Source organism: Paenibacillus mesophilus, assembly GCF_005938385.1.
Lineage (GTDB): Bacteria > Bacillota > Bacilli > Paenibacillales > NBRC-103111 > Paenibacillus_AB > Paenibacillus_AB mesophilus.
The window spans coordinates 198,423-217,632 of record NZ_VCRA01000011.1; the positions used below are offsets into that span (position 1 = coordinate 198,423).

A 19,210-nucleotide genomic window follows, 5' to 3' on the forward strand; every position below is an offset into this window, starting at 1 on the left:
ATTGGGTGTCATGAGTGAGCGACAAAACCGGACGCTTCCGAGAGCGATGCGGATCGCCTTTGCGGGAGACAGCATCACATGGGTCGACGGTATGCTTGACGATGGCTTCGTCGGAGAAGCGGATGCTTACATACGCGAGACGTTCGCCGAGACGATTATGCACGACCGGCTGACGATCGCCGGGAATGCGGAGACGATCCGCAGCCGGAAGTTTTACGGAGAGAGCGCGGTCCTGCTGACCGGGGCGGGGAGCGGAGCATCGTTCCGGTTAACCGGCGACGAGTTGAGCGTCGTACAGGCGTCGGAACGGGGGAACGACTCGGCGGCGCTGATCGACTTGTATGTGGATGGCGAGCTGTACGACACGTTTACGAACTACAACGATGCTTCGTCCGGCGAGGAAGTCGTCCGTTTCGAAGCGGACGGAGAGACGGTCGCGTTCGATCTCGGCCGTCCGTTCACCTACGCGCACCGGGTCACCGTGAACGGTCGCGAAGTTTCGGGCGAGCTGAACAGCCGCGGCTACGGCGCGGCATTTCCGGCGAGTCTCGATTACAGAGTCATTCGTCAATATTCGCCCGGGCGGAGCGGGGAGCCAGAGGTTCGCCATGCGCTCCGTTTCCGCGAGCCGCCTGGCAAGGGTACGGTTATAGAGGCGGCTTTCCGGTTCGGAGAAACGGTTGCCTATGCGAAGACGACCGTAGGCGAAACGATGGAGCGGCTCGGATCGCCGCTCGAGAGCCGCTATGGCGAGGGCGGGGTGGCGTTCGATCCGGCGCGGCCGGTCGCGGTGAGCAGCGGGCTCGATTTTCGCGCGACTGATGAACGGGCTGTCCGGACATGGCGTTTCCCGCATGCCGCAGAGCGTACGTTCGAGCTGAAAATTCGCGGCTTCGATCCGCGCGGCGGCGAGGAGGGCGAGCCGTATTTCCTGCTTAACTTCGTGACGAACCGGTTTCATCCGATCATGAACGCGGGTATAGGCGGCTGGACGGCCAATTTGTTCAACAACGATCAAGGGCTGCGCAGTACGGGGCGGCTGTCGGCTTGGCGGCCGGACATCGTCTTCATCGGACTGGGCACGAACGACGATTGGGAGTCGGGCAACGGATTCGCGGCCAGTCGGCGGGTGGAAGGACTGAAGGAAGCGGACGTTCGCCGGCTGCCGGTTCTTTTCGTACGCAACTGCCGCTGCGAGGGGCCTGACCGATACAGCGTCGATACGGCGGAGCTGCTCATCGCGGATGTGGCCGAGCGAAGCGTAAGCATCGACGGCTCCGGCGCCGACTTCGACGATGTGAAGAGCGGAGACATAGTAGTAATCGGCGATTACTACGGGGATAACCGAAATGTGCAGAGCCGGCTCATCGTAAGCTGGGACCCGGTCTCTCGCACCGCTTTGTTCGACGAGCCGCTTGTGCCTACGGATGTTACTCCGCGGGTTAGTGGTTATGCGGGGCAGGCGGTGCGGATCAAGCGGGTCGACGGTTATGTCGCGGCATTGGAGCGGATGATCAGGAGCATCCGGAGCGATTGTCCGCAGACGCGCATCGCGTTATTCGAAACCGGGCTGAGCAACTTCAATACCCGGCTGCTGACGGGGTATCCGGAAACGATCAGGCTCATAGCCGAACGGAACGGCTGCGAGCGGGTGGATATCTACCGTCCGCTGCTGGAATGGCAGTACGAACAGCAGCGGGACAAACGGGCCTATATCGGGCCCGAAGAGGCTGTAACGTCGACCGGGGAGGCCGACTATCCGCTGCTCTCCTCTACAGGCAAAGATGTGGTGGAAGAAGCGGGCTATCAACTGCGCAATTGGTCCGTCAAGGTGAACGGGCGGGAACGGTACGGCGACGGCTGCCGCATCGAGGGCGGGTTCGCCATCGCATTCCGGAACGACCTCGAGCCCGGGCAGCTGACGATCGAGGACTGGAACGGAAGAAGCCGCAATCCGAAGATGATATACCGGTTCATTCCTTTGCGCCTTGTTTTTACGCGGGACGTACCGGAACGGGGCGCTCGAATCGAGGCGAGCGTTTCAACGGCCAAGTGGAGCTTGGACGACGCCCACCTCAACTTGTCGGGCGGCAAAGAAGTGTACGGACGGCAGGTGAAGGCCCTTCTCGAACGGATGGTGCCGGAAGCGGCTCGGAGCCGGGGTGATTGATTTGATTTCAAACCACTCTTGTGCTGCGTGCGAATAAGAGTGGAACCGCCGCACAGCAAATAAACGATTTCCCGGCTGCCCGGGAAATCGTTTTTTGGACGTATCAAGATGTTTAAGTTGGCTAAAGCATTAAAGAGAACAGCGACATTCTGAACCAAGAAAAACTTCCGGTATTCGGGGTCTCCCTAATAAATCCGGCTAAGCCAGCAGCTCCTTCTCCGCCCGGGTCAATTTGCGAACGACAATGGCATAGGAATGGTCGATCATGTCGCGAAGTTCATCGTCGGGCACCGTTCCGTCGATCACGACCGTGTTCCAATGCTGCTTGTTCAAGTGATAGCCGGGCTTGACCGCGCTGTACTGCTGGCGAAGCAAGTAAGCCGTCTCCGGATCGCATTTTAGCGCAATATTGTCGAATCCTTCATGGTCGGAGAGAAGGGCGAACATTTTGGAGCCGACCTTAATGACGAGCGGATCCGGTCCGAACGGGTAGTCCTCCCGCGCGCCTTTCTTGGTCAAGCAATATGCCGCGAGCTCCTGTTTGTTCATGGGCGGCCAGCCCTCCTTATCCGGAAAATGTTTCTCAGTTATGCGGGATAGTCGCCTCGAAGTCGTGCTGCAGCCGATGAGTAAACGGTCCCGGTTCTCCGCCGCCTACCGGCAATCCGTCGATTTGCACGATCGGCGTTATTTCCATAATCGTGCTAGTTAAGAACGCTTCGTCGGCTTTCCGGAGCTCCTCCAGCGTAAAGGGCCTCTCCCGCACTTCGACGCCCCGCTCGCGCGCAAGCCGCAGCACGACCGCTCTTGTAATGCCGTGCAAGATGAGATGGTCGGCCGGATGAGTATGCAGGGCGCCGTCTTTGACTATTATCAAATTGGAGGCGCTACATTCGGTTACGACTCCGTCCCGGTGCAGAATGACGTCGTCCGCTCCAAGCTCGGCCGCTTCTTGTTTGGCCAGTACGCTCCCGAGCAAATTCAGCGTCTTCAGATCGCAGCGCAGCCAGCGTATATCGGGCCGGGTAATGGCGGTGATCCCCTTCTCCATCGTAGGAGTCGGGCGCGGCGTATCGTTGCAATAAGCCATCATGACGGGTTTTGCTCCGGCCGGAAAAGCGTGCGAGCGCGGAGCGACACCGCGCGTAACTTGCATATAGATAGTGGCGTTCCGCGCTTTCTCGCGTTCGATTAACGAAACGAGAATGGCATCGGTTTCTTTCCGCGTGTAAGGAAGCTTCAAACCGATTTCCCTGGCGCTTCGTTCGAGCCGCTCGTAATGCGCATCGGCTTCATACATGCGTCCGCCGTATACGCGGAATACTTCATAGATGCCGTCTCCGAAATAGTAGCCCCGGTCCATATAAGAAACGGAGGCGGACGATTCGGGAACTAACCGGTCGTCGATCCAGATCACGGGCAATCACCTCGTCTCGCGGAATAACATTGCGAACAAACTGGTATGCTACGAAATATAGTATCAATGTAAAGAGGGGAAGTCAAAAATAATCCGACAAAAACAAGCTGCAGGCCGTTTTTTTTGATGCATATGAAAACGTTTTCCGCATCCGCCTAACGGACTGTTTTTGCGGGGGGCATTATTGCCGAAATACAAGAAATAATCGGAATATGTCGACAACTTGAAGGGGCTGTCTTGTCTGAAAAAAGGAGATCGATAGAGAAAAACGTCGATTTCGCGAAGCTAGTCCAACTTTTCCCGCCCAATTCCGATTCCGTCGCAATAGATACACAACATATAGTGTTGTATAATGAAAATCTCACCAATATATTGTGGCAAATGCACACAAGTTGCGAGCGGCTTTACATAGCATACACAAGTACAAAGTGGGACCGCAAGACGTACGGCTCCGGCTTGTACTAGACGTTAATCGCACTTATGCGCCTGAATTTATTATTCCGGGAGGGCTACCATTGGAGACGGTTCAAGTGAAGCGACTGGAAGGACTCAGTGAAAAAATATTTCTCGATCGATACGCGATGAAAGACCCCGATACGGAAAATACGGTCGTGGGCGACATGGTTCTCGTCCTGACGAAGGACGATCCGAAATTCCCCAGCAAGGAAGTCGGGGAAGTCGTTGCACGCACGGGCAGACAAGTTACGATTCGGCTTCGCAGCGGCGAACTGTTCGAAACCAGCATAGAGAAACTGACTTTGACGAAGGAGAAGACGCCGGAGCAGCTGTGGGACCGTTTGGCTGGAGCTATGGCATCGGTCGAGGCGACTCCGGAGAAGCAGAAGGAATGGAAGGACAAATTCCGCTACATTCTGGACGACTGGAGACTGGTACCGGGCGGACGTATTGCGGCCGGGGCCGGCGCAAGCGACGAGCTGACGCTGTTCAACTGCTACGTCATCCCATCGCCTCACGATAGCCGGGGAGGCATCATGTCCACCTTGTCGGAAATGACCGAGATCATGTCCCGCGGGGGCGGCGTCGGAATCAACCTGTCATCGTTACGTCCGCGGCGATCCGTTGTCCGGGGAGTAAGCGGCTCTTCGAGCGGTGCCGTTTCCTGGGGCGGATTGTTCAGCTATACGACCGGCTTGATCGAGCAGGGCGGCAGCCGCCGCGGCGCGCTCATGTTGATGATCAACGACTGGCACCCGGACCTGCTTGACTTCATTACCGTCAAATCGACGATGGGCCAAATTACGAACGCCAACTTGTCCGTCTGCGTCAGCAACGGGTTCATGAAAGCCGTGAAGGAAGATCTTGAATGGGAGCTCGTCTTCCCGGATACTACCGATCCGGAATATAACGAAATTTGGGACGGCAACCTCGACAAGTGGAAGTCTCTCGGCAAAAAAGTAAAGCAGTACCGCACCGTGAAAGCGCGCGAGGTATGGCATACGATTATCGAATCCGCATGGCGTTCCGCCGAGCCGGGCGTCGTGTTCATGGAATATTACAACCAGATGTCCAACAGCTGGTACTTCAACCCGATTATTTGTACGAATCCGTGCGGGGAGCAAGGATTGCCGGCTTGGGGCGTGTGCAACCTGTCCGCGATCAACCTGTCGAAGTTTTACGACGAAGAGAAGCAGGACGTCGCTTGGGACGATTTGGGCAAGACGGTCCGTTATTCCGTACGTTTCCTCGATAACGTCATTGACCGCACACCTTACCATTTCGAAGAGAACGAGAAGAACCAGAAGAGCGAACGCCGCGTCGGCTTGGGCACGATGGGCTTGGCCGAGCTGATGATCAAGCTGAAGGTGCGTTACGGCAGCCCGGAATCGCTTGTCTTTCTCGATAAATTGTACGGCTTCATGGCGAAGGAAGCTTATTTGTCTTCGGCGGACATCGCCGGGGAGAAAGGCTCGTTTACGCAATTCGACGCCGATAAATTTCTCCAAAGCGGCTTCATGAAGCAAATGACCAAGACGTTCCCGGAAGTCGGCACTTCCATCAAGAAAAAAGGGATGCGCAACGTTACCGTCATTACGCAGGCGCCGACGGGAAGCACCGGTACGATGGTCGGCACGTCGACCGGCATCGAGCCGTATTTCGCCTTCGAGTATTTCCGTCAAAGCCGGCTCGGCTACGACAAGCAGTACGTGCCGATCGCACAGGAATACAAGGACCAGCATCCGAACGAGGAGCTGCCGGACTATTTCGTAACGTCGATGAGCTTGTCGGCGGAAGACCATATCCGCGTACAGGCGGCGATCCAGACTTGGGTCGACAGCTCGATCTCCAAGACGGCGAACTGCCCGTCCGATTTCACCGTCGAAGAGACGAAGAAGCTGTATGAGCTAGCGTTCGACCTCGGCTGTAAAGGCGTAACGATTTACCGCGACGGCAGCCGCGACGTGCAGGTGTTGTCGACGGAGAAGAAAGAGGAGAAGAAGGAAGAAGCGAAGGCTGAAGCGGTGCAGGCGGTCAAGGAACAGCCGGCCGCACCGTCCGGAGATTCCACGGCGCTTACGCAGTTGTCCGACACGCTGTCCGCCGGCATCGACCTGCAGACGAAGCAAGTATTCGACAAGCAATACAAGAAACGCCCGCAGACGCTCCGCGGAGCGACCTATAAATTCAACACGCCGTTCGGCATGGCGTACATTACGATCAACGACATGAACGGCACGCCGAGTGAGATTTTCCTGAACGTGGGCAAAGCCGGCTCCGACGTGTTCGCGATGTCCGAAGCGCTCGGCCGCGTCTGCTCGTTGTTCCTGCGCTACGGCGACCATGGCGACAAAGTGCAGCTGCTCGTGAAGCACCTGAAAGGCATCGGCGGCTCCGGCGCCATCGGCTTCGGCGCGAACCGCGTCGAGTCGATCGCCGACGCCGTCGCCAAAGCGCTCGAAATGCACAGCGCCGACGAGTCCGAGCCATACATCACGGCGACTCAGGAAATTACCGCAACCGTCGAGAGCGTACCGGCGAAGCCGCACAGCCACTCCGGCAGCATCTCGACCGACCTGTGCCCGTCCTGCGGCACCGCCTCGCTCGTCAACAGCGAAGGCTGCAAAAACTGCACGAACTGCGGATATAGCAAATGCTCGTAAGAGAGGAGAGCCCGGGGGAACCCGGGCTTTTCTTTCTGTGATTTTTCATCAAAAGCTGTAAATATTTCATAATAAGTTGTAGTTTTTGTTTCAAAATAAACTGCAATCACTCTATACACTAAACTGCATAAAAATACGTTTGTATGAGTTGTAATTGTTAGCTTTCAATTCTTCAACAACCTCCGCGATTGTCAGACCGTAGCTTCTGATTGCCGACGCTGGAATCAACTACGCTAGATATGCAGTTGTCTTGTCGCCCTCCGAGACGGCTATATTGACATGCCTGCCAGTCGATTGCGTCGGGAGGGAAACCGTTCTTTTGAATCAGAACTGCCGGTACAAGTAGAACTAATCGAAGGGAAGCTACGACTTTCTGTTAACGCTTTTCTTGTCATCGAGCGCGACCAATACATCCTGATCGACACAGGAGCAGCGAATTCATGGGAGCCATCTATGGGCTTACTGCTCCAGGCATTGAATGAAGCAGGTGTAGCGCGCGAAAAAATAGAAACAGTTGCTCTCACACATACTCACGAAGACCACGTCAATGGGTTGGTAGCTGCCGATGGCTCAGACGCGTTCCCAAATCTCCAGCGGCTTTTTGTTCCCAAAGAGGAAGTTTCGCTGTTTGACAACATTGAAAGGCTATCTCGCTTTCGAGCTCGCCGGACGCCAATCGAGAATGGCTTCAAGCTGAGTGCAAGTATCACTGCATTCGAAGCACATGGCCATGAAATGTGTCATACCGCGTATGAGGTATCAAGCGGTGACGAAAGCCTGCTGATTTGGGGGGATATCGTTCACGTCCAGTCCATTCAGTTTGCCAGACCAGAGTTAACCTGGGAGTATGATACCAATCAGGCGCAGGCACGCGCTAGCCGACAGAGAATGTTTCGTCGGGCAATTCAACCTAACTACTATGTTGCAGGAGCACATCTCTCATTTCCTGGTGTGGGCGCAGTCACCTTATACGGGGACGCCTATATTTACACTCCCGTATAAGGCTATCGGAAGATATTCCCCCCTTCACAATGAGAGCTCGTTACAACCGGTCAAGTAACCGGTGTATTTATTTATTTATTTACTGGTGCCAAAGGGACAGAACTACTAATTCTAATGGTTCAAGTTATTCCAGATATGACGCGACGGCGGCTGAGGCATGTAAGGATAGGTTCATTTCCGTATCGCCGTTTGAACAGGCAAGGACAGAAATCACGGATCTCCCAAAACGTAGCAAAAAACACGCCTCAGAGAGACGTGTCGAGCTTGTTTTTTCCTTGAATAAAGCTGGTTTTGGCTAATGCCAGCGCACTGTATAAGCCCTGTCTAATTCCAGTTCCGAATGAAGTGTCCTGCAGCTATAAGCTCAAGTCATTGCACACAGTTCATGTCCGCAACCACAGTGCCTCCGAAAGCTTGAGCCAGGGCGGCACCGTAAGCGCCAGGTGAACATCCATATCAGGAGATGATGCGACAGAAACTTGAGGTTTTTGATCTGGATGGAGCGATATTGGTTTACCTAAACCATGTATGGGGACAAAGGGATAAGCTAAAGGTTGTGCACCCATGGCTTATTGAAGCAAGGAAAGAACTGCTTGCATCCAGTAAGCATCTTGCATGAGAGGCTGCCGGCGGAAAAACGTCGGCAGCCTCTGTTGTACCTGTAATAAAAGTCTAGGGAGTGGTTATATGTCTATTTAGGGGAATGTCTGGAACTGGAAAATCAACATTATCAAACGAACTAGACAAGAGAATCAACATCCCTGTTTTGCACAAGGATGATATTTACGATACGGTTGCGTGGATTTGTTACCGAACATGGGTTAAGAAATAAAATCTGTTCTGATTTCTGTATCGTTTTTTACAAACGGTCACTGACGGAAGGTCGGCCCACGCAAGCGGAATAATCCCCGCTCTTTCAATGATTATATCCTCGACAGGAGCGAGCAAGCCAACTGTGCGATCCGGGCGTATCCCGCTTCGTTCGGATGAAGGCCGTCGTCCGTCAGAAGCGGCAGCGTCAGCTTCGTAAAGCCGCTTTCTCTGTACAAATCCAGAACCGGAAGCGCGTATTGATGCCCGATGTCCCGAATCGCTTCCACATAATCAAGGAGTCGGCATCCCGCCGCGTTCACCGAGACGGTATCGAAGCCGTCCTTGTTCCGCTGCAGAGGAGTCCATAAATTCAAACGACAGGCGGTGTTGTTCGTCAAAATATGTTCGACAAGTGACCGGTAGGCTCCGTAAAAAGTATAAATATCGTACGAATCAGGGGTTCCGAGTGGTTTATCAAGCCGGAAGTCGTTCGTTCCCGCGAAAATCGTCACATAGTCGAGCCCCGGATCAATCGTTTTGCCGATGTGTACCGTCGCCCCAAAGTCCCGGTCTCCGCCGGCGGTCATCGAGCAGCCGCCCCTGCCGTAATTCAGTACTTCCCGAAACCCGAGCGCGCGCTGCACGAGCGACTGATACTTACCGGCGGAAGTAAGGCTATCTCCTAGCGTTCCCCACAATTTTCCTTCCCCATTCAAGGGCATCCCTTCACCACTCCCGCGATCTCTAATCACCGCTTGAATCAAGCCTACCACTTGGTAGGCGAATCGAACCTACAGCTCGTTTGCCGAGGAGGCGTTCAACACTCTTTCCTGCAGCTACAGACACGGACGTTTGCGCGAATCCTATGGGAATTGCCCGCGGGTGACGGGTCCGAATCTTTGTTACTGGAATGCGTTCGACACCTCAACTGAAGGGGTATGCGGTTTTACTCTAGTCTAAATCTAACATTTGCAGATGCTAAATCGATCGCCGCGGCTGTTGGGTTATACAATGTATAACGAACATTTCCAGCACTTGAAACACAAGCGGTTACAATTAACCCTTGCAAATCGACATCAAAACTAACACTAACTTTATCCCCCAATAGCGCATTTCCGACTGTTGTCGTCGCTGTATGCACTCCGTTCGCAGGGATCGACGGGATATCAATGGACTTAACTACGTCTTGATAAGATGCTTTATAGACAGAAACTTGCCAGTTATTACCGGAAATTAATCGAGCATGTACCATCAAAGCGTTTCTTGCGCCACTTATGACAAGATCACCAACAACACCGTTTATTGTGTAGCCATCTGTCGATTTTAAAGTTAGTGTTGCTCCATCTGTTGTTCCGTTGCTTCGTGTTCCAATAACACTAAAGAAAATATCAACATAACCGAATATAGTTCGCTTTGTTAAATCATCTTTTAAGCTTACAGTGTTAGTATTGCCGCGAACTACAACATGCTCTGTTTGACCAAGTGTTATTGATGGTGAAGATTCTCCTGCTCCATCATAAGCATTTCGTTGCTTTTTATACGTTGTACCGTCTTCAACAATAACAAACCCTGTTTTTGAATAAGTAGTCACATTGTTTTCAGTAGAACCAAGCGGAATTAAGCGCTTAAATTTAGACCAATCCCACGCAATAGGATTGCTGATAACATTAATACCGGTGTCTGCTGATGAATCTACTGTATTGAATACGTTACCCTCAAAATAAGCATTGCTAAGATTATTGTTTTTGGTAACTCCCGTTAGTGATACTCCGCTTCCAACTGCAATCGCATTAAACTCCGCTCCAACGGAATCAATAGAAGCGCTATAGAAGTTATTATTCCTAATACCGATCGCATTACCAGTTAAGCTCAATTTCTTGCATAAGATCAAGTTGGAATCTGATCCGTTGAATCGAATACCGCCACCAAATGCAAAATGAACAAGACCCGCCGTTTTCGTATAATCTTTAATACGGGGGTAAACTGTCAATTGCAGAGTCGAATTATCGTACCCCATGATTCGATAAGCTAATGAATCAACAATCACATAATCAGAACGTTCAAAACCAGCAGGCAACTCCACACCTTCATTCAATGTGATGATTGAGCGTTGCGACGGCGCTGCCGTTGTCGGGTTATCTGTGCGTGCTATAAATGTTCTTGATACGTGGAATCCTACAATCTGCACGCTTGTTTTGGAACCGCTAATCAAAGGTGTTACAATCTTCTTATTCACTACATCATGCGAGATAACAGGGTAGTAAACTGCACCGGTGATAACAAAACCAAGATTCTTATAGCTCTCATTGTTCAGATCGATACTGTAAGTAAATTCTGAAGTTGTTGCCGTATTCAATTGTGTTACAGTCAGTGATCTTTGAGATAAAGTTGAGCCACCGTATTGAGAGCGTACAGAACCCAAAGAGATACTATTGTTGTTCCCTGAGTTTCCTATTTCAATATTCCAAAACTTAAATCCAAAAGCTCGAAGATACCAGTTAAACTGTGCAGAAGATGAACTTTCGATAGCCAGGCCGCGATTCCAGGTTTTCATACTATATAGCGTAGCCTCGGTTGTAAGCATCAGCTTGCCTTCTGTTACGATATGATTACACTGGTTTAGTGTAAGAAGGTCCCCGCCCGAACCCTTGGCGTAAATCGTAGCATCAAAATGGATTCGATCTGTTTTTGGAGCATTAAGAACTATTGCTTGTGATAGATTGAAGTTACCTGAACAGTCTGCAGAAACACACTTGTTATTTTGAATAAAAGAAAAGAAATTAATTAATGCTGTGCTGTGATCAAGTAGCGGAGTATCGAGTTTGCAATCATCAATTTCAGCCTCGCTCATGAAGTCTTGAACGGTCACACTGACAATGGGATCATCGCATACGGAATTTTCGTTTCCCCCGTATACGTGACGTCTGACGGAGTTACCAGGATAAGGGGCACCCGAGACGAGACCGGCTGTCGCGACCGACGCGCCTACAGCGCCGATGCCTGCCGCGCCTAAAGCTGCAAGCAGTTGTCTTCTGCTCATCGATTCATTTGCCATTCGTTCCACCACCGTTTCGCTTTTTTTACTTGCCGGCTGCTACCGAGAAGCACGGCTTCGCCAAAGAGATGAAGCTTATCATATAAACTGGCGCTTCCAAGCTGCAAGGCTGTACTAATATCAGTGGCCGTTACATCTCCTTGCTAATCAACCACGCTTGTAACCGGATAGTTGAAATGATTCAGACGCTTGCTTGAGGGCGTTGAAGTTCCATCGACAATATTTTCGTTCTCTGTAGTCATTTGAAACACCTCCGTTAATTAAAACCGCCTTTATTGGCCGCTATTTTCCCGCCATTATTGCAAACCGAGTATAGCAAACACGAAATTATCGTGTACATGACATTACATAATGCAAGGATGGACTTTCATAACATTTTTTGCAGCGATATGTTTTTCATGAGATTTCATAACAGGTTCTCGAACTTGCTATCACTATTGAAGAAGGTATGGCATACAGGTAGAGAGGAGGAAGGGGGATTAAGTACGGAGGAACTGCGAATGTTCAAATTGCGCTGTGCAATGGAGGGAGGTAGATACGGGAATAAAAACCCCGCAAAGTGGAGTTTTGCTTCGCAGCTAATTCCAATTACTTTGCGGGGAGACCCCAAAGCTTATAGCTCTCTTTCTGTCCGAGTCAATCTATCGGGAGGCATTCTTTCGCCCTTCCCAGACTTGAAGTTGGCTGGAGAGAAGCCCCAATATTTGCTGAATGCCCTTGAGAAAGTTCCCGAATCCTTGTAACCGTTCTGTTCTGCCGCCTCATATACTTTATAGCCGGCTTCCAGCAGGGTTTTGGCCCGCTGCATCCGTATGGACATGATATAGTCGGAATAAGTGCGTCCGGTTTCCTTCTTGAACAGACGACTCAGGTGGAACGGATGAACCGAGAAACGTTCTGCCATCGCATTTAAAGACAAATCCTGGTCCGGCTCACGTTCCGCGTAGGCGAGTACTTCGCCGATCACGCGATGCTTCGTGCTCGGACGCCGCGCTTCTGCATACCGGACAAGATGGGTCGCGAGCTTCCGCAGCAGCTCATACCCTTGAGCTGATGTTTGAAGCTGGGTTAACGCAAGTGAAAGATCTGCTCTTTCACTGTATAAATCCGCTGTCGTCCATCCGTTTTGTGCCGCGTGCTGAACGAGCAGGTGGTACCCCTCCATCACGAGCAAAGGCCATGCGAAATCCGGCTTGCCATGCTTCATTTTCGAGTTCCACCATGCGGTTATCGCCGTTTCCGCAGCATCCGGTTCGCCTGTAGTCAACGCGGCGATGAACGTTCTGTCGGCCGAGTTTTCCACGTCGTGTTCTCCGCCTGCAGTCGCATCCGTTTCCGTAACGGGTTTTGCAGCGATCTTGCTCATGGGGATACGAATGACCTCGATGCATGTTTCGATTTCTTCCCCTTCGGCTTCCTCTACATACAACCTCACTGTTCCAGTGGTGCGATCGTACCGGTAACTGCGGACCGGGTCTGCCTTGACCCGCCTCGTCTGATCCTGTCGACGTTGTCCGTTGACCTTTACGGCAGCAGGTTTGCGGTCTGTATGAACGATCAGCTCGTAGCTTCGTTTTTGCGGCATTCCGGTATAGGCTCCTTCTCGCCGCGAAATGCGCACCGATATCGAGTCGGGGCTTTCTTCGCCTGTTATTCGCGTTCGAGCCAAGCGTCCTTCCACATATTCAAAGGTAGCGCCGTCATCCTCGTATAAAACGAACTCCCCATCAGCGTTGGGGTAAATATGTATGATCAGCTCCTTCGTTTCTAACTGACCGATAAAGTCCATCGGCGGCCATAACGGTATAATCGCCCCTGCGCGCACAAACAGCGGCCCGCCTACTTGAGGCGGTACGCGACAGTCTAACGACCGCGGTCCGCTGTAACGCTCCCCTGTCCAGTAATCGAACCAATTGCCTTCCGGCAAATAAACGTGGTCGGTATAAACGCCGACGAGTAAAAAATCTCCCAGCATAAATTGCTGACATAAATCCCGACAATTTCGGTCATCCGGGTACATGAGCGGCATTGCCCGCGTAATTGGCATACCGGTGCGGGCCGCGACATGCGCCGCCGAGTATATATAGGGAACCAGACTGTAGCGCAAACGGGCGTATCGTCTGAAAAGATCTTGCAACGACGGCTCCAAAAAATCCGGATGATGAAAATGCTCCAGGCTGTTAATCCTCGCCCATGACAACAAAAAATCGGCGTGAATGCCTTCCCGTGTGATCAAGTGCATATTTGTCGTCGTGTTCGCATGTCCGGAAAGACCATAATTTAAAATTGCCGTAATAGCATGACTTCCGTTATAAAACGTACCGGCCGTGCTTACGACAAATTGCTGCATTCCCAGATAACCTTTCTCCAGGTGAATGACCGGCCGCGTATTTGTCTGTTCGCGAAACCCGATGTGCATCTGCTTTCCAAGCAAAACAGGATACAAGTTATGTAACTCGTCGGAGGTCATTCCGTTGCCCCATATTCGCTCGGGATGTTTGGAGGCCAGGTTTGGGGCAATCAGTACGAAAGCGGATACCCCGTCGTTTACAAACTTTCGAAGGTGATCGTACCAGGCCTCATTCTGACCACCTTCCTCATCCGTCTTTTCGCTAGCGGCCAAGTGTTCCTCATGCACGGTCAGATCGTAATCGCAGCTTAAAGTAAGACTTAGCTTGAAACCTAGCTTGTGTAAAATGCCGATAAACGAAACCTTTCGCAAAAGATCGTTCGTACCGATCGGGAACCGTTCCGGATTCCAGCTTTTGTTGGTCGAATAATCGTTTGCTGTTCCCATCCAGTCCGTACTGATGCCGATCAGATCGCATGGCGTTTCCGACTTGCGAAATTTTATGGCGTCGTCAAGCACGGCACGGGCGTCCGACTTTTCACGGGAACAGAAGTTAAAGCCATACATCCAGATTGGCATCAGCTGCGGCTTTCCCGCAATATCCGTGTACGCATGGAGCAGCTCGGCAAAGCTTTCCCCTGCGAAAAGAAACATGTCCAATTCTCCTGTTTGTCCTTCGATGCTCAGCCGGTTGTAAATCTCGCTTCCGATATCGAATGTATGGGGGCTTATCGTATTCATCATGATGGCCCAGCCCCCGGTGCTCATCAGGAAGGGAATCGGGGCGCTTGCCCAATTACTGCTTTCAACCTGCATCGACACCTTTAAGCCGCGCCGCTCAAGCTGTTCGGGGGCGATGTTCCCTAGCCCGTACAAAGCCTCGTCCTGATGCAGCAAGAAATGCGCCCCAAAGCCGGTTGCCGCAGCGGAGCAAGGCTGACAGCTCGTTTGCAACCGCACATGCCCGTCGCCATCAAGCATCCGAAATTGTCCGTCTTTCCCGTCGATATGCAAGATCGCCTGTTCGGCATGAATCATTATATCGTCATCACAGGGTACAGAGTGAATAGGAAGCGCATGAAGGGGAATGTTTACAATTTTATAACGAAATAGGTGAGATTCCTGAAAACTCCCAGTATCGTTCATTCGGATCCGAAACGTGCCGGGTGCGATCGCTTGAACCCTCATCCATCTACCATTGCTCAGCGCAATTTGAACATTCGCAGCTCCCTCCATACGCATCCTCCTCATGTAGTATCTTTTGAAAGCTCTTTTAGGTTCGTTTCCAGCTCCCTCGGGTGATGGAAAACTTAGCAAGCTTCGAGAAACTGTTATGAAATCTCATGAAACACATAGGGCATCAAAGATGTTATGAAAGTCCATCCTTGCATTATGTAATGTCATGTACATGATATTTTTGAGTTTGCTATACTCGGATTGCAGCAACGGGGTACCGATTACAAACAATTATAGCAGGTTGGAAAAAAAGTGTATGTAGCGAAGACGGAACTACAATAACTCGTCAAGGAGGGGATCATGCTGTCAAACGAAACAAGGAGCAGAAGAGAAGCATGTGGAGAAGATGCAATAAGATTGGGTGTTATCGGATTGGGCAGCAGAGGCAGGGCGCTGCTCGGAAGGCTACTGAAGATGGAGGATATTATAGTTCCTGCCGTCTGTGATCTTTATGAAGACAGGCTACATCTCGGTATGGAAGCTGTAATCGCTGCAGGACGTGAGAAAGCGGAGGGTTACAAGGATTATCAAGAACTGTTGGCACGTGACGATCTGGATGGGGTGATCATCTCCAGTTCTATCGTAAGCCATGCACAACTGGCCATTGCTGCCATGAAAGCGGGCAAACATGCAGGAATCGAGGTAGGCGGGGCTGCCTCGCTGGAAGAATGTTGGGATCTGGTGCGAACTTCGGAAGGCAGCGGGAAGTCTTGTATGATTTTGTCAAATTGCAATTATGCAAGGAACGAAATGGCATTATTGAATATGGTAAAAAAAGAATTGTTCGGTGAATTGATCCACTGCCAGTGCGGTTATGAACACGACCTGAGAAGACAGGTTGTGATGGGAGAAGAAAATAAACATAACCGGTTTGCCCTGTATTCGCATCGAAAAGGGGATAATTATCCCATTCACGGGTTGGGTCCGGTGGCAAAATATTTAAATATCAATAGAGGAAATCGATTTCTAACCCTTTCCTCCCTTTCCTCCAAGTCAAGAGGGCTTCGTGACTGGGCGACCCGGAATCTCGGGAAAGATCATCAGCTGGCGCATCGCGAGTTCGCTCAAGGGGATATTGTGACGACAACAATCCAATGCGCGCATGGCGAGACCATTTTGCTTACGCTAGATACGACCCTTCCCCGACCTTATTCGCGGGCCGGAAGAGTTCAGGGTACGAGAGGGTTATGGATGGAAGACAATCAATCTGTTCATATCGAAGGCAGAAGCGCTACGGAAACCTGGGAATCTTTTCAAAAGTATCGTGAGGAATATGACCATCCTCTCTGGAAGGAATATGTTCAACTTGGCATCCGCGGCGGACACGATGGAACCGATTATCTTTGCATGAGAGCCTTTATCGAAAGCATCGCCAGGAATATTGCACCTCCGATTGACGTGTATGATACCGCTTCCTGGATGGCGGTGACCGTTCTAACGGAACAATCGATAGCGCTAGGCGGTCATCCTGTCTGCTTTCCCGATTTTACCAACGGCCGCTGGATCGACCGCAATCCTGGCCCGAAAAGTAAATATGGTTTGAATGAGATTGACGAGTCGCTATTTGAAAATTTCACCAAGTGAATTCGGTTATAGGGAGGAAAAACACCATGACAAAAATTCGAACAGCAGTCGTTGGGCTGAATATGGGACTCGGCCACGCTCGCGCTTATGCACTTTCGGACAAGGCCGATCTGCGCTGGGTTGTCGATTTGGATGAGAAGAAAGCAGCGAAAGTTGCTGAACAGCTTGATTGCGGTTATACAACGGATTGGGAGAAAGCCCTTGACGATGTAGAGGCGATCAGTATTGCCACACCACATCATCTCCACCTGCCAATGGGGTTAAAGGCGATCGCTGCTGGCAAGCATGTTTTGATGGAAAAGCCTCTGGCCAATTCGGAAGAACAAGCCTGGGAATTAATACATGCGGCAGAAGCTCGTCACGTCGTCCTCATGGTTGCTTATATTGTCCGTTACTTTCCAGCTGCACAGCGTTTGATAGAAGCAATCGCCAATGAGGAATATGGCAAACCGCTGAATGCAAACTGTTTTCTTGAAGGCTACTTGCCTCCGGCTCCCGATTCATGGTTCGCCAATAAAGAAAAGCTGGGCGGAGGAGTGCTTTTCAGTCACGGCTGTCATTATATCGACCTGCTGCAAGCTGTTCTGGGCAACCCGGTTGAAGTAGCGGGATTGGGTACGCGTCTTGGTACCGAATGGATGGAAGGTGAAGGAACCCATCATGGAATCATTAAATTTGAGAGCGGCGTATTGGCGCATATAACGAGCAGTTGGGGAATAAAGCACAAGAATCCGCCTGCTTTGCTGCAAATTCATACAACAGAAGGATGTTACGAGTTGAGCTTCAGATCAGGGCTGCATAAATTGGTGGTCAGAAAAGGCACGGAAGTCATCACATTGTATGAGGACCAACTTGATCCCAATCGTATTTGTCTGGCTGAAGTGGAGCATTTCCTGGATTGCATTCGGAGTGGACACAAACCGCTGACAGATGGCTACGAAGCAATGAAATCCCATCAAATCATATGGTCCATGTACAGGCACCAAGGGACGCCGATAAATTTGAAGATCACTTCACAGTAACATACATGGTCTAGTAAAAGACTGCAACAACTATTACAGAAAGGACTGTTGCTAAGTTGAAGAAAAGTATCGCCGTGTCTACTGCTTCGATAATGATTGCACTTACTGTAAGCGCTTGCGGAGGTGATTTCGACGGAAACAAGGAAGGAAGCAAAACCCCTGATCCGACTACGCCCCCGAGTCCCGTTACTCTCGTCTTTTTGGTGGATGGTGCGGCGATCACGGATGAGGAAATCGAAAAATTGGTGAAAGAGCCGATTAAAGCGAAGTATCCGCATATTACAGTTGAATATAGGGGAAACACGAGAGGAAATACAGGACTGGGAGAAATGATCGGAGCCGGAGACTTCCCCGACTTCGTACTGACGACGTATCCGAGAATTACGATCCATCGCGATTTGGGAACGACTTACGACCTTACGGAGCTCGTCAAAAAATATAAGGTGGATTTGACCAAATTTGATCCGCAGGCTTTGGAAACGGCCAGAATGTACGGCAGCAAAGATAAAGTATATGCACTCCCATTCTCTCTCAATTTCCTTGCCACGTTTTACAACAAAGACCTTTTCGATATGTTTGGAGTCGAATATCCGAAGGAGGGCCTGACCTGGGACGATACGCTTTCTCTAGCCAAAAGGATGACGAGGATGTCGGACAACGTTCAATACAGAGGGCTGTTTACTAACGGTCTGCTGGATCTCAGCACTCAGCTTTCCCTGGCCTACGTCAATCCGACAACCGGTAAAGCGAACGTACAAACGGAAGGCTGGAAAAAAGTATTCCAATTAGTGAAAGACATTAATGATATTCCGGGCAATATGGGCGGCACTGGTGATCACTTCTTAAAAGAACAGTCGGTCGCAATGGTTACGGGCTACGATGCACGAATTGCCGCTCTGGAAGCTTTACACGGCACGCCTGGACAATTCAATTGGGATCTGACCCAGTTTCCGAGCTACAAGGAGCGTCCGAACACGAGTTTGGCTTCTTCGGGTCATTTCCTCATCGTTTCGGCGTTAAGCAAGCATAAGGAAGAGGCGTTCCAGGCGATTCAAGTGCTTACGGGTGTAGAAAATCAAAAATTGATGACGAGTCGCGGACGATTCACTGCATTAAATGATCCAGAAATAAAAGAGATGTATGGAAGCGGCATGAAGTCGCTACAAGGGAAAAATGTGAAAAGCGTTTTCAAAAGCAACTTTGCGTCGCCGTTCACGGCCTCGTCGGTTGATGCACTCGTCCAGCCTTCTTTAAATGCGGCGATCAAAAAGGTTAACGAGGACATCATGGACATCAATAGTGCTCTTCGCGAAGCCGAAGATATAGCGAATAAAGAAATCGATGCGAAGAAAGGCAAGTAGGACCGCCAACCAAGCTTTCCAGCATTAGTTGTCTCGGCGATCCGAATGCAAACCGTTTTGCAAAACTTCGGTGATGTAACT

General features: G+C 51.0%; 11 protein-coding genes. 6 read left to right on the forward strand and 5 right to left on the reverse strand.

Going from position 1 to position 19,210, the window contains the following annotated elements:
• Positions 1–10: 10 nt before the first annotated feature.
• Complete coding sequence (locus FE783_RS20735) at positions 11–2,170, forward strand: SGNH/GDSL hydrolase family protein (protein WP_138881297.1); 2,160 nt, start codon at positions 11–13, stop codon at positions 2,168–2,170.
• 198 nt (positions 2,171–2,368) lie between these two features.
• On the opposite strand, the gene FE783_RS20740 is transcribed toward FE783_RS20735, so the two are convergent.
• Together FE783_RS20740 and dat are read right to left on the reverse strand one after the other, a co-directional pair.
• Positions 2,369–2,719, reverse strand: coding sequence for an MmcQ/YjbR family DNA-binding protein (locus tag FE783_RS20740; RefSeq protein ID WP_138881298.1), 351 nt, complete (start codon positions 2,717–2,719; stop codon positions 2,369–2,371).
• Positions 2,720–2,753: 34 nt separating this feature from the next.
• Entirely contained in the window at positions 2,754–3,587 is an 834-nt protein-coding gene (gene dat, locus FE783_RS20745) for a D-amino-acid transaminase (protein WP_138881299.1), read from the reverse strand.
• Between the two features lie 581 nt (positions 3,588–4,168).
• On the opposite strand from dat, the gene FE783_RS20750 reads away from it, so the two are divergent.
• Together FE783_RS20750 and FE783_RS20755 are read left to right on the forward strand one after the other, a co-directional pair.
• The gene (locus FE783_RS20750; protein WP_420799757.1) at positions 4,169–6,706 is read left to right on the forward strand and encodes an adenosylcobalamin-dependent ribonucleoside-diphosphate reductase; all 2,538 of its coding nucleotides are present in this window, start codon (positions 4,169–4,171) and stop codon (positions 6,704–6,706) included.
• A gap of 279 nt (positions 6,707–6,985) precedes the next feature.
• Positions 6,986–7,708 carry an MBL fold metallo-hydrolase gene (locus tag FE783_RS20755; RefSeq protein WP_138881301.1) on the forward strand — a complete coding sequence of 241 codons (723 nt, stop codon included), beginning with the start codon at positions 6,986–6,988 and terminating at the stop codon, positions 7,706–7,708.
• A 923-nt stretch (positions 7,709–8,631) separates the two neighbouring features.
• Here FE783_RS20755 and FE783_RS20765 read toward each other — a convergent pair.
• From FE783_RS20765 to FE783_RS20775, 3 genes are all read right to left on the reverse strand, one after another.
• Positions 8,632–9,243 (reverse strand): SGNH/GDSL hydrolase family protein, encoded by a 612-nt coding sequence (locus tag FE783_RS20765; protein WP_138881303.1) that lies wholly within the window; start codon positions 9,241–9,243, stop codon positions 8,632–8,634.
• Positions 9,244–9,467: 224 nt separating this feature from the next.
• Positions 9,468–11,576, reverse strand: coding sequence for a hypothetical protein (locus FE783_RS20770; protein WP_138881304.1), 2,109 nt, complete (start codon positions 11,574–11,576; stop codon positions 9,468–9,470).
• A gap of 613 nt (positions 11,577–12,189) precedes the next feature.
• Complete coding sequence (locus FE783_RS20775) at positions 12,190–14,964, reverse strand: DUF5110 domain-containing protein (RefSeq protein ID WP_158301944.1); 2,775 nt, start codon at positions 14,962–14,964, stop codon at positions 12,190–12,192.
• A gap of 498 nt (positions 14,965–15,462) precedes the next feature.
• Between FE783_RS20775 and FE783_RS20780 the strand changes: the two genes are divergently transcribed.
• From FE783_RS20780 to FE783_RS20790, 3 genes are read left to right on the forward strand one after another with little or no spacing between them, the layout of a single operon-like run.
• Positions 15,463–16,746 (forward strand): Gfo/Idh/MocA family protein, encoded by a 1,284-nt coding sequence (locus FE783_RS20780; protein WP_138881306.1) that lies wholly within the window; start codon positions 15,463–15,465, stop codon positions 16,744–16,746.
• Positions 16,747–16,772: 26 nt separating this feature from the next.
• The gene (locus FE783_RS20785; RefSeq protein ID WP_138881307.1) at positions 16,773–17,768 is read left to right on the forward strand and encodes a Gfo/Idh/MocA family protein; all 996 of its coding nucleotides are present in this window, start codon (positions 16,773–16,775) and stop codon (positions 17,766–17,768) included.
• Positions 17,769–17,824: 56 nt separating this feature from the next.
• Positions 17,825–19,129: an ABC transporter substrate-binding protein gene (locus FE783_RS20790; protein ID WP_138881308.1), complete on the forward strand. Its 1,305-nt coding sequence runs from the start codon at positions 17,825–17,827 to the stop codon at positions 19,127–19,129.
• Positions 19,130–19,210 lie beyond the last annotated feature (81 nt).